This is a genomic window from Streptomyces sp. NPDC057002 (genome assembly GCF_042673825.1).
GTDB lineage: Bacteria > Actinomycetota > Actinomycetes > Streptomycetales > Streptomycetaceae > Streptomyces.
This window is the reverse complement of sequence record NZ_JBHURZ010000004.1, coordinates 334,329-346,067: the sequence shown is the minus strand read 5'-3', so window position 1 is coordinate 346,067 and position 11,739 is coordinate 334,329. Positions and strand designations below refer to the sequence as shown.

Annotated in this window: 13 protein-coding genes; 8 read left to right on the top strand and 5 right to left on the bottom strand. The window is 68.7% G+C overall.

What is annotated here, in order from left to right:
- Positions 1-43 precede the first annotated feature (43 nt).
- The 3 genes from ACFT32_RS21600 to ACFT32_RS21590 all read left to right on the top strand — a co-directional run bounded on the left by ACFT32_RS21600 (position 44) and on the right by ACFT32_RS21590 (position 2,161).
- Entirely contained in the window at positions 44-619 is a 576-nt protein-coding gene (locus ACFT32_RS21600; RefSeq protein WP_382491529.1) for a TetR/AcrR family transcriptional regulator, read from the top strand.
- Between the two features lie 146 nt (positions 620-765).
- Positions 766-1,134: an aldo/keto reductase gene (locus ACFT32_RS21595; RefSeq protein WP_382491527.1), complete on the top strand. Its 369-nt coding sequence runs from the start codon at positions 766-768 to the stop codon at positions 1,132-1,134.
- A 28-nt stretch (positions 1,135-1,162) separates the two neighbouring features.
- The gene (locus ACFT32_RS21590) at positions 1,163-2,161 is read left to right on the top strand and encodes an aldo/keto reductase family protein (RefSeq protein ID WP_382491524.1); all 999 of its coding nucleotides are present in this window, start codon (positions 1,163-1,165) and stop codon (positions 2,159-2,161) included.
- A gap of 87 nt (positions 2,162-2,248) precedes the next feature.
- On the opposite strand, the gene ACFT32_RS21585 is transcribed toward ACFT32_RS21590, so the two are convergent.
- A complete protein-coding gene (locus ACFT32_RS21585) occupies positions 2,249-2,740 on the bottom strand; it encodes a hypothetical protein (protein WP_382491521.1) in 492 nt (163 codons plus the stop codon).
- 103 nt (positions 2,741-2,843) lie between these two features.
- Positions 2,844-3,539 carry a hypothetical protein gene (locus ACFT32_RS21580; protein WP_382491518.1) on the bottom strand — a complete coding sequence of 232 codons (696 nt, stop codon included), beginning with the start codon at positions 3,537-3,539 and terminating at the stop codon, positions 2,844-2,846.
- 228 nt (positions 3,540-3,767) lie between these two features.
- Here ACFT32_RS21580 and ACFT32_RS21575 point away from each other — a divergent pair, with 228 nt between their 5' ends.
- Both ACFT32_RS21575 and ACFT32_RS21570 read left to right on the top strand, forming a co-directional pair.
- Positions 3,768-5,684, top strand: coding sequence for a sensor histidine kinase (locus ACFT32_RS21575; protein WP_382491515.1), 1,917 nt, complete (start codon positions 3,768-3,770; stop codon positions 5,682-5,684).
- Positions 5,681-6,340: a response regulator gene (locus tag ACFT32_RS21570; RefSeq protein WP_382491512.1), complete on the top strand. Its 660-nt coding sequence runs from the start codon at positions 5,681-5,683 to the stop codon at positions 6,338-6,340. Before ACFT32_RS21575 ends, ACFT32_RS21570 begins: the two co-directional genes overlap by 4 nt.
- 41 nt (positions 6,341-6,381) lie before the next feature.
- Here ACFT32_RS21570 and ACFT32_RS21565 read toward each other — a convergent pair whose 3' ends face one another.
- On the bottom strand, positions 6,382-6,573 hold the full coding sequence (locus ACFT32_RS21565) for a hypothetical protein (RefSeq protein ID WP_382491509.1): 192 nt from the start codon (positions 6,571-6,573) through the stop codon (positions 6,382-6,384).
- 142 nt (positions 6,574-6,715) lie between these two features.
- A complete protein-coding gene (locus ACFT32_RS21560; protein ID WP_382491507.1) occupies positions 6,716-7,480 on the bottom strand; it encodes an SDR family NAD(P)-dependent oxidoreductase in 765 nt (254 codons plus the stop codon).
- A gap of 52 nt (positions 7,481-7,532) precedes the next feature.
- On the opposite strand from ACFT32_RS21560, the gene ACFT32_RS21555 reads away from it, so the two are divergent.
- Together ACFT32_RS21555 and ACFT32_RS21550 are read left to right on the top strand one after the other, a co-directional pair.
- Complete coding sequence (locus ACFT32_RS21555) at positions 7,533-8,246, top strand: TetR/AcrR family transcriptional regulator (RefSeq protein WP_382491504.1); 714 nt, start codon at positions 7,533-7,535, stop codon at positions 8,244-8,246.
- Between the two features lie 590 nt (positions 8,247-8,836).
- Positions 8,837-9,645, top strand: a protein-coding gene (locus tag ACFT32_RS21550; protein ID WP_382491501.1) for an IS5 family transposase whose coding sequence is annotated in 2 segments (ribosomal slippage) — positions 8,837-9,184 and positions 9,187-9,645 — 807 coding nt in all. Because the reading frame shifts where the segments join, the coding sequence is not laid out codon by codon here.
- A gap of 31 nt (positions 9,646-9,676) precedes the next feature.
- Here ACFT32_RS21550 and ACFT32_RS21545 read toward each other — a convergent pair.
- The gene (locus ACFT32_RS21545) at positions 9,677-10,669 is read right to left on the bottom strand and encodes an aldo/keto reductase (RefSeq protein WP_382491498.1); all 993 of its coding nucleotides are present in this window, start codon (positions 10,667-10,669) and stop codon (positions 9,677-9,679) included.
- 125 nt (positions 10,670-10,794) lie between these two features.
- Between ACFT32_RS21545 and ACFT32_RS21540 the strand changes: the two genes are divergently transcribed.
- Positions 10,795-11,415: a TetR family transcriptional regulator gene (locus tag ACFT32_RS21540; RefSeq protein ID WP_382491495.1), complete on the top strand. Its 621-nt coding sequence runs from the start codon at positions 10,795-10,797 to the stop codon at positions 11,413-11,415.
- Positions 11,416-11,739 lie beyond the last annotated feature (324 nt).

Genomic DNA, 11,739 nt, shown 5'->3' with positions numbered 1-11,739 from the left:
CCGTGGTTCACTTTTATGCAAGGGGAAGGGCAGGGACATCGCAATGACCCAGGCCAGGGCGCCGCGCGCCGACGCGGTCCGCAACCGGAAGAAGATCCTCGCCGCCGCCAGTGAGCAGATCACCGCGCACGGGCCCGAGGTCGGGATGGACGAGATCGCCGCCGCCGCGGGCGTGGCCGTGGGCACCTTGTACCGGCACTTCCCCACCAAGACCGACCTGGTCGCGGCCGTCGTCGCCGAGTTCGTCGCCCGGGTCGCCGACGACGCGCAGGCCGCGCTCGAGCGTGTCACCGCCGGTACCCGGGCCCTGGACGAGCTCACCGCGTTCCTCGGCCGCGTGGTCGAGGCATCCGTGACCGACCGCGCCGTCAAGGCGGCTGCCCAGGCCCTGGGCGCGGAACCCGGCGACCGGGCCACCGAGGAGCGCGCGAGCGCAGCCGTCGCCGCCCTCATCCAGGCAGGTCAGGCCGACGAGGACATCCACCCGGACGTCACCGTCAACGACATCTACCTGCTGTTCTCCACCGCCCCCACCGACCAGCCCCCCGCGGCCCGCGCACGCTGGCTCACACTCGTCGTGCCGGGCCTGACCACCCGAGCCCGGCCTGCCGGCATCTGAGTGTGGATGCCCGTCGGCGCGACGAGGCCGGGATGTGCGGACTGGGGCCATCAACAGGAGGTCCGCTCCGGCCCTGCGCTGGGAGTCTTTGCTGTGAGGGGTACCGACCCGACATCGAGGAAACCCTGAGCGCCCTGACGGACCCGGTGCGTCAGGGCAAGGTCCGCTACCTGGGCTCGTCCGCCTTCCCCGGCAGCCAGAGCGTCGAAGCGCAGTGGGTCGCCCACGACCGGTGTCTGGAGCGGTTCGTGTGCGAGCAGGCGCCGTACTCCATGCTCGTGTCTTTCGACATGTCCCTGCCGGTCAACCAGCGCAAGCTCGGGGCGACCGAAGCCCTCGCCCACTTGGCCGAGGACAACGGAACGACGCTGATCGAGATGGCCATCGCGTTCGCGCTCAACCATCCCGCGGTCGCCTCGGTCCTCATCGGCCCGCGCACCTTGGACCACCTTCAGACTCAGACGCAACTGCCCGCGGCCGACGTCATCCTGGACCCGGCGGCCCGCCGACGCTGATCACACACCCGTTCCCAGAGGAGCAACCATGCGGTACCGCACACTCGGCAGCTCGGACCTTCAGGTCTCGGAGATCTCGCTGGGATCCTGGCTCACCTACTCCGGCGGCATCGAGGCCGACCAGACCCGTGCCTGCACCGAGGCGGCGTTCGACGCGGGCATCAACTTCTTCGACACCGCCAACGTCTACGGCCAGGGCGCCGCGGAGACGGCCTGGGGCGAGATCCTCTCCTCCCGCCCCCGCGACTCCTACATCTTGGCCACCAAGGTCTACTTCCCCATGTCGGACGACCCGGCCGACCAGGGCCTGTCCCCGGCGCAGATCGCCCGGCAGATCGACGCCTCCCTCACCCGCCTCAAGACCGACCACGTCGACCTGTACCAGGCGCACCGCTTCGACCCCACCGTCCCGATCGAGGACACCATCGAGGCGTTCCAGAAGGCCGTCGAACAGGGCAAGGCCCGCTACCTCGGCTTCAGCGAGTGGACCCCCGAACAGATCCAGGCCGCGATCGACATCGCCGGCCCCGACCTGTTCGTCTCCTCCCAGCCGCAGTACTCCCTGCTGTGGCAGGCCCCCGAGGCCGAGGTGTTCGGCCTGTGCGCCGCGAACGGCATCTCCCAGATCGTCTGGTCACCGCTCGCCCAGGGCGTCCTCACCGGCAAGTACAAGCCCGGCCAGCCCGTCCCGGAAGGAAGCCGGTTCGCCAGCGCGGAGATGGCGGTGTCCCAGGACCTCGTCTACAGCGACGCCACCTTGGAGGCCGTGCAGCGCCTGGTTCCCATCGCCCAGGAGGCGGGGATGAGCATGGCCACCCTGGCCCTGGCCTGGGTGCTGCGCCGAACCGAGGTCGCCTCCGCGATCACCGGCGCCTCCCGCCCCGAGCAGATCCACGCCAATGCCGCCGCCTCCGGGGTGGAGTTGTCCGACGACCTCCTGGCCGCCGTCGACCAGGCCCTCGGCGACGTCCCCCTCACCGAGCCCACCCTCGCCCCCGCTGCCCAGGCCGGCATCAAGCACCGCTGACGCTCCACCACAACTCATCCGGCACCAGCCGCTCAACGATCTCCACCACCATCGACAGCCCACCGAGTCGACCAAATGAGATGACGTCTACGAGGCACAGCTCCCGGGCAGGTAGCTGTAGCCGTCGAGGAAGAGGAGAGGTCCCAGGACGGGGTCCTGGACCACTTCCCAGGAGGATACGAAAGGCGATTCCCCCGGCACGTGGAAGGTCATGGATCGGGAGTCGCTGACGACGACACCCGAGAAACCCGCGTTGCCCCTGCTCGCGATGAACTCTCCGGTATTGGAGAATTGATACGTCCAGTGTCCTTCGGCGTTGCTGCCGCCGCACCAGACACCGACGACGCTGTCGGGGACCGACCCCTCGACGAGCCCGCTGCTCTCCGTGGGTTCTTCGGTCGGCTCCTCTGTGGGTTCCTCGGTGGGTTCCTCGGTCGGCTCCTCCGTGTATTCGTAGGTCGTTTCCCCGGAGTCGTTCGGCGAAGGGCCTGGCCCGCAGGCACTTGCGGTCAGCAGCGCGACTATGAGAATCGCTGAACACGCGGCGCCGCGGCGGGTGGCATTCGTGGTGGACGGCATGCGGGGCCTCCTGATGCGCGAGGTCGGACAGGGCTGTGGTTCCGATGGCGTGGGCGCCTGCGGCGGGCGGCTCACGGGCCGGTGAGCCGCCCGCCCGGCCGTGTCAGCGAACGATCGCGCTGCGCCCCCAGGTCAGTCCGAGGAAGGTGACCAGCATCCATGCCGGTCCGACGACACCCTGGAAGCCGGGAAGGCCGGTGATGCCCGCGAACAGGACGACCGCCAGTACGGGCACGATGCTGAACCAACCGATCCACCGTGAGATCGTGCGTTCACGCAACGCCATCCAGGCCACCGCTCCAGCCGCGACCACGACGCCGAGCCAGCCGATGTACCCGCCGAAGTCGTTGAGCATGAAGTAGACGAACAGCCCGTTCTCACCGAAGGACCGCTCATCCATACCGGCCGGCAGATAGATCGCCAGGGCGCCCTTCCATCCGTAGCCATAGGTCAGTCCTGCGGCCGAGGCCGTCAAGGCGCCGCTGACCACATAGGCAGCGGTGCTGGAAGGTACCCGTGGTTCGACCTGACGCCGCCATGCCGCGGCCAGCACCAGGAGCAGGAGAACCGTCAGGAACCCCGCGACGAGACCGAGATGCGCCACGGAGCGCCCCACGTCGTCGAGGATCGACGCCTCGACGGGTGTCCGCTCGACCGTGCCGGCCCGGACATCCGCCACGAGCGTGGCGACTCCTCCGAACACGCCTGCTCCGACCCCGTACAGGGGCCACTTCGCCCTTCCGTCGCCGTCCTGTCGCGCCATGCGCCCCGGGCGGGCGTCCGGATCGATGGTGGTCATCCGCGTCAACTCCCTGTGAGTGCGGGTCCGTTACCGATCCGACTGTCGCGGGGGACGTGTCCCGCCGCCCAGGGACCCGGGCCCCGGACGACCGGGACGGTTTTGCCGGATCGCGCCCGGTAAGGGCCGGCATTACGGGAACATGTGGGTGTGAGTCGGGGGGATCGGGCACTGCGTCACACCGCGTACGGCATTGCGAGCCTGGGCACAGCGGGCTGTCTGGCGACGGTGCCCGTGCATGATTGGCTGGCTGAACGCATCGCCGTCACGCCCCTGTACTGGTCCGACCTCGTGCTCGGCTCTGTCTGGCCGCTGGTGGGCGCCGTCGTTGCCAGGGGCCGCCCGCGTAATCCCGTCTGCTGGCTGATGCTGCTGCCCGCGATGATCGGGCCGTACCATCTCCTGGCCTACTACGCCGGTTACAGCCGCCTCGTCGCCGAGGATCCCCTTCCCGGGTGGGAGGTGGGAGCCTGGATCGGATGCTGGGGCTTTGTCGGCTACTGGTTCGCCACGCCCTTGGTGCCCTTGCTCTTTCCGCACGGCCGCCTGGAAACAGCGCCGCGCCGGGCGTGCGCCCGGGCTGTCATCACGGTCGCCGGGACAGGAACGCTGGCCACGATGCTGCGGCCCAGCGGCACCGATCCCGTCCCTGGTGTCCCGAATCCTCTCGGGATCGCGGGCTGGGAGTGGCTGCACACGGTGATGTTCATCTGTGCCGCGGCCACCATGCTCGGCGGTTCCCTCGCGGCCGCCGTCTTCCTCGTCCTGCGTACCCGCGCTGCGACCGGTGTCGAGCGGGCTCAACTGCAGTGGCTGATGCTCGGCGGGCTGCTGATGGCGTTCTCCTTCCTCGCCTTCCCGTTGGACGACGCGGAGCAGCCGGCTCTGGTCGGTGATCTCGTGATGCTGGTGGGGCTGCTCGGCCCGCCTGCGAGCATCGCCGTCGCCATGCTGCGGCACGGACTGTTCGATGTGGAGCTGGTCCTCGGCCGCGCCATCGTCTTCGCCGTCCTCAGCGCGCTTGTTCTGGGGGTGTACGCCGCGGTCGTCGCCGGCGCGAGACTGATCGCGCCCGGGTCCCTGACGGGGACTTGTCTGATCGCTTTCACCGCACTGCTCGCGGCCAACGGCCGCGGCACCGTACAGGCAGCCGTGGACCGGACGCTGTTCGGGCATCGCCACGATCCGTACGCCGTCGTCGCCCACGTCGGTCGCCGGGTCGCTCCGGCCGGCGAGCCGGCGGAAGCCATGCAGCATCTCGTCGATGCCTTGCGGTCCGCGCTACGGCTGCCCTACGCGGCCTTCGAGAGCCCCGCCGTAGCGGCGGCCTCCGGCAGGCCGGCGGCCGGCGCGGGCTGGCGGGCCTTCCCCTGCCGGGCTCTGGGCCGCGAACTCGGTGTACTCCGCGTAGGACGGCGAAGCGTCAACGACCCTTGGACGGCGAAGGAGCAGGCAGCGGTCGAAGAGGTCGCGGACCGCGCCGGGACACTCGCCTACGCCGCCGGTCTGGTCGAGGACATCGCCCGCAGCCGGTCACGCATCCTGTCGGTGCGTGAGGAGGAGCGACGGCGGCTGCGCGCGGACCTCCACGATGGCATCGGCCCCTCCCTGGCCGGCACCGCCCACCAGCTCGATGCCCTCGCCCGGCGCATCGACGACCCCCATCTCGCGGGGTGCGTCAGGACACTTCGGGACAGGCTCCGCTCCACAGTCGCCGATCTGCGCACCGTGGTCCAGGGGCTCCGGCCCGCGGTCCTCGACCAGCTCGGGCTTCCCGGCGCCCTGCGGGAACTGCTGGCCGGGTACGACACCCCGGCATGTCACAGCAGCATCGACGGCGCCTGCCACAGTCTGCCGGCCGCCGTCGAGGTCGCCGCGTACGCCATCGCTGCCGAGGCGGTCGCCAACGCCGTCAGGCACAGCGCCGCCGGCCGCCTCGAACTGACCGCCCGTATGGAGGACACCGTCTTGATTCTGTCGATCCGCGACAATGGACGCGGTATTCCGTCCAGGCACAGGGCCGGTGTCGGACTGCGCAGCATGAAGGAGCGCGCAGCCGAGATCGGAGGCTGGCTGGAGGTGACGACCGAGCCCGGCGAAGGCACCCTCGTGCGAGCCGGCCTCCCGGTAGGTGACCCGCGGTGAGTGTCACCGTCCTCGTCGTCGACGACCATCCCGTCTTCCGGGCCGGAATGGCCACCGTCCTCGCCGATCTCCCCGATGTGACGGTCGTCGGAGAAGCGTCCGACGGCGCCGAAGCCATCACCGCCGCCGGCCGACTGCGGCCGGCGATCGTGCTCATGGACCTGCGTATGCCGAACGTCAACGGCCTGGAGGCCACGGCCCAGATCACCACCGCCCATCCGGATATCGCCGTTCTCATCCTGACCATGGACGAGGACGAGGACTCGGTGTTCGCCGCCCTGCGCGTCGGCGCACGCGGCTACCTGCTCAAGGAATCGGACGGCGCCGACGTCCACCGCGCCCTGCTCGGTGTCGCCCGCGGCGAAGCGGTCTTCGGCCCCCGGATCGCCCAGCGCGTCCTGTCCCATTTCGCCACTCCGCCCACCGCCAGATCCCCCCTCCCGTTTCCTCATCTCACCGACCGCGAACGCGAGACCCTCGATCTGATCTCCCGCGGCCTGGACAACGCTTCCATCGCCCGCAGCCTGTCCCTGTCCGAGAAGACCATCCGCAATCGGGTCAGCGACGTTCTGGCGAAACTGCACGCCCGGTCTCGCACAGAGGCAGCAGCCCTCGCGCGGGACGCGGGCCTGGGGCATCCCCGTCGCTCCGCGTAGGGTCCCCTGGAGGGAGGACGGTCAGAGGGTGGCCGTCGGGGCTACGAGGTCACGGTCAGCAAGTCCCGCTGGTCCGCGCGCAGTTCCACGTTGTCCGCGTACAACAGCGCGTGCCCCGGGTCGAAGAGGAGGGCGCGGCCCATCTGGGACGCGAAGAAGTTTTGGTGCTCGCGGCGCTCGTGCAGCGGCGGAAGTCCGGCGGCCGTGCACCCGTACCAGACCGCTTCCACCATGTGCCCGGCTGCCTGGTACCAGTACCCGTCGTCGCCGGTCCGGACGACGGATGCGGCGGCCAGGCGACGATGTGGCCCACGTGGTGGATGCGGGCGATGTCGGGCCCCATGGTCCTCTCCGGTCGTCGCGCGCCCTCGTCGGTCAGACGCGTGGACCGAGGAACAGGCCTCCGCTCGCGTCGATGACCTGGCCGGTGATCCAGCGAGCGGCGTCGGATGCGAGGAAGGCGACCACATCGGCGATGTCGTCGGGCCCGCCCAGCCGGTCGAGTGCCGTCAGAGCGGTGATCTGTTCGGCGAGGCCCGGCACGTCGAAGACGGCTCCGTTGGCCGCCGTCCTGGTGGCTCCGGGAGCGACGGCGTTCACCGTGATCCCCCGGGGCCCGAGTTGGTTGGCCAGGGTCCTGCTCATCGTCTCGACCGCGGCTTTCGTCATGGCGAAGGACGTCTGGGCCGAGTTGGCCATCCGCGTCGCCACCGATGAGATCGTGATGATCCGGCCGCCGTCACGCAGCAGGGGCATCGCGTGCTCGATGATGAAATACGGCGCTCGCACGTTGACCGCGAACAGGCGGTCGAACTCCGCCCGGGTCGTCGCGCCGAGCGGGCCGGCCGGCGCAGCCGCGGCGTTGTTGACGAGGATGTCGAGCGGTCTGCCGGACAAGCAGTCCTCGACACCGGCGAAGAGTGTCTCGACATCGCCGTCCACGCCCAGTTCGGCCTGGACGGCGCGGGCGGCCCCACCAGCCCGTTCCACCGCCTCGACCGTCGCCGCCGCCCCGCTCTCGTCCGTGCCGAAGTGCACGATGACCATGCCCCCTTCCGCCGCGAGCCGGGCTGCGATCGCTTGGCCGATGCCACGCGACGCACCCGTCACCAAAGCCGTCCTGCCGACCTGACCGCTCATACCGTCCACCCCATCGCATGTTAGTTACTAACACTGCGGTAGTGTCTACCATATGACGGAGCGAAAGCCTACGCTGAGGGAACGGCAGCGAGCCGGGACGCGGCGCGTGATCCAGGAGCATGCGGTACGGCTGTTCACCGACCGCGGCTACGACACGGTGACGGTGGCCGAAGTCGCTGAGGCCGCCGGGGTCTCGGCGATGACCGTGTACCGGCACTTCCCCACCAAGGAGGACCTCGTCCTCATCGACCAGCCCGCCCGGCTCATCGCCGAGAAGGTCGCCGCATCGCCCGCGACGCAGCCCGTGGTGCGCCGCGTCGGTGGCGCACTCGTCGATGCGGCCACGGTGCTGATCGGTGACGAGGGGGACGAACCGGCAGTGAGCGAGCGGTTCCTGCTGGACTGCCTCCGGCTGATGGTCTCGACGCCCGCGCTGCGGGCCCGGCATCTGGACAGCCAGTACGCGCTCCAGCAGGCCATCGTCGACGCCCTCGGCCTGGACGACGCGACTACCCATGACGCCGCGTTCCGTGCCCAGGCCGCGACCAGCGCATGCCTGGCCGCGATGCACACGGCATTGACGCGCTGGGCCGAGGACGACGGGCAGACGGAACTGCCCGACCTGATCGCGCGAGCACTCGCCGCGTCCTTCGGGGACGTCGTCGCCACCGGCCACAGGAATCGAGGCGGCCATAACCCGCCGTCAGGAGTACTGCCACCAAGCCCGGAGCTTCGCCCAGTAGACGCGTCGGAAAAAAAGGTGTGAACTCAGCGCTAACGAAATCCCTGTGGCTGCGGCCTATCGTGAGAACCGCACTGACGCCCACCGGCCAAGAAGCTGAAGGGGAGCGATGCGGAAGTCACGGATGGGCACGAGAATTACCACGGCCGGAAATGGGACCTGATTTCTCAGTGGGATCACGAGACATCAGGGAGAGGGGAGGAGAGGGATAAAGAAAGCCAGGTGCCGGCGGCACAGGCCGGAACGAGCACGGCCTACGTATGTACCAATCCGAGGTGAACGGGATTCCGGCCGGCCAGGGCGCGTTCTTTCATGACGGCGACAGGTTCTGGATCGAGGATATAGCCGGCGACCCCATGACCCTTTGAGGCAATCGGAAGCAGGACCGCCCCACAGCCGCAGAGCGTGCTGTGAGCGGTGCCGCTCGGACTCTCGGCGTGCTTGTGAGAGTGACGGTGTGGTAGCGAGCCACCATTGCCATCACACTTCGCCGTCAAAGGCCCCGGACCAAGATCGGTCTGGGGCCTTTTGACTGGTGCCCCCGGCAGGATTCGAACCTGCGACACCCGCTTTAGACATCGTTCCTTATGGCCCGATCGCGTTTTGAACCGGGCATGACGATTCCTGTTGAGCGGTTGGTACCGGACGAGTTGTGGGCTCTGTTCCGGCGGGTGGTGCCGCCCGCCGAGGTGAAGCGTCCACAGGGCGGGGGGCGGCGTCGAGCCGGTGACCGCGAGGCACTGGCCGCGATCATCTTCGTCGCGACCTCCGGCTGTACGTGGCGGCAGCTCCCGCCGGTGTTCGGTCCGGCATGGCAGACGGTGTACCGGAGGTTCGCACAGTGGAGTCGGGACCGGGTCTGGGCCCGGCTCTGCCGCGTGGTCCTGGATGAACTCGGTGCTCGGGGTGAGCTGGACTGGTCGCGGTGCGCGATCGATTCGGTCAGCATCCGTGCAGCAAAAGGGGGATGCTGACGGGACCGAATTCGACCGATCGTGGCAAGTCAGGAACGAAGATTCACCTGCTCACCGACCGGAACGGACTGCCGCTGTCGCTGGGCATCTCCGGAGCCAACATGCACGACAGCCAGGCCCTGGAACCGCTTGTGCGCGGCATCCCGCCCATTCGCTCCCGCCGCGGACCTCGGCGCAGACTCCCGGCGAAACTGCATGCGGACAAAGGCTACGACTACAAGCACCTGCGACGATGGCTCCGCAGCCGCGGCATACCCCACCGCATCGCCCGCAAGGGCATCGAGCCCTCGCAGCGGCTCGGCCGTCATCGATGGGTCGTTGAACGTACGGTTTCCTGGCTTGGCGGATGCCGTCGCCCACACCGCCGCTATGAACGCAAGCCCGAGCACTTCCTTGCCTTCGTCGGCATAGCCGCCGCTCTCATCTGCCACCGGCGCCTCACCACATAAACGGTGGAGAGGCGTTGTGGCGTCGGCGGGATCAGTCGGTGGTGAAGGTGGACAGTATCGCGGCCGGGTATCGGCTGCCCGCCGAGCCGTGGGGGAGGATCTCGGTGATGTGGGCCATGTCGGCGTCAGTGAGCTGGACGCTGTCCGCGCCGGCGTTCTCCTCGAGACGCTTGGCACTGCGGGTGCCGGGGATGGGCACGATGTCCTGACCCTGGGCGAGGAGCCAGGCCAGCGCGAGTTGGGCGGTGGTGATGCCCTTGGCCGCGGCGAGTTCCTTGAGCTGTTCGGTGGCGCGGAGGTTGTACGTATAGTTCTCGCCCTGCCAGCGCTCGTCCCAGCTGCGCATGTCGTCCGCGGGGTATTCACTCGCGGGCTTGACCGCCCCGGTCAGGAATCCGCGGCCGAGCGGGGAGTAGGGCACCAAGCCGATGCCGAGCTCCCGCAGGACGGGAAGGATCTCCTCCTCCACCTCCCGCTCGAAGAGCGAGTACTCGTACTGGAGCACCGAGAGCGGGGTGACGGCGTGGGCGCGTCGGATGTACTGGGGGCCGACGTTGCTCAGGCCGAAGTACTTCACCTTGCCTTCGGTGATCAGATCGCCGACCACGCCCGCGACCTCCTCGACCGGAATGGTGGGGTCGGAGATGTGCTGGTAGAAGAGGTCGATGTGGTCGCTCTGCAGGAAGCGCAGGCTGTTCTCGGCGACCTTGCGGATGTTCTCGGGGCGGCTGTTGAAGCCGGAGCCCAGCGGCTGGGTCGTCATGTCGAAGCCGAACTTGGTGGCGAGGACCACCTCGTCGCGGAAGTCGCGGACTGCCTTGCCCAGGAGGATTTCGTTACTGCCGGTACCGGCGCCGTACAGCTCGGCGGTGTCGAAGAAGTCGATGCCGAGTTCGTGGGCGCGGCGGATGGTCGCGATGCTCTCGTCGTCGTTCGAGGCGCCGTAGGCCATGGACATGCCCATGGCCCCCAGGCCGAGCGCCGAGACGCGCAGACCCTGAGAGCCCAGATTGCGGTGCTGCATGAGTTCACTCCCTCGCTATTTCGTCGGTTTCACCCACAGAGGCCAAACCGAACCGTTCCGTTTGACTGTACGCGCCGACCACCCCGACGACCAAACCGAACGGTTCGGTGCTCTATTCTGGGCCTATGCCCCAGTCCCGCGACTCCGGCCAGACCGCAGCGCCCACCGCCGGCGGCGACACCACGCGCGAGCGCATCCTTGCCGCTGCCATGGAGGAGTTCGCCGGCCACGGCATCGCCGGCGCCCGCGTGGACCGCATCGCCAAGCTCGCCAAAACCAGCAAAGAACGCGTCTACGCCTACTTCCGCAGCAAAGACGCGCTTTATGCCGCTGTTGCTGCACGGGAGTATGTCGTCATCGCCGAGGCCACCCAGATGGACCCGTCCGACCTCCCTGGCTACGCGGGCCGCCTGTTCGACTACTTCGTCGCCCGTCCAGACCACCACCGCCTGATCACCTGGGGCCGCCTCGAACTGCAGGGCACCACAGCCGGTGCCGACGATCCCGACCAGGCAGTGATCGCCCGCAAAATCGACCAGCTCCGCCAGGTGCAGCAGGCTGGACAGCTCGACCCCGCCTGGGACCCGGCCGACGTCCTCGCCCTGGTCAACCAGATCGCCATGACCTGGGCGTCGCAACCCGAACTCAGCAAGGCCGCCGCCGCACACGCCGTGGACCCCACCACCGCCGCCCGCCGTGCCGCGGTGGTGACCGCAGTCGAGCAGCTATTCCCCCGAGCGGTCTGAGTAACACCGGTTTCGGGCAGGGGACCTGCCCGCAACGGGGTACGTGCGCTCGTGACCGGAATCAGGCTCAGGATGCTGAACCCTCGGGTATCCCTGCTCGCCAGTACCACCACCAACGGAACCTCAAAGGGATCCGTCCGACACCGTTCAGCGAGCGATCAAGCCATAAGAAACTACCTCTAAAGCACGACGTTGGGGCCATGATCTTCGAGGCTCGCGCCAAAGTGGCTGCCTAAAGCCGTGGAGCCGACCGCCCCAGCCACGGCGTACCCCTTTTCTGGCAGTAGGCGGCTGACTGCTGTGCGCGCGGCACGGGCGCCGGCC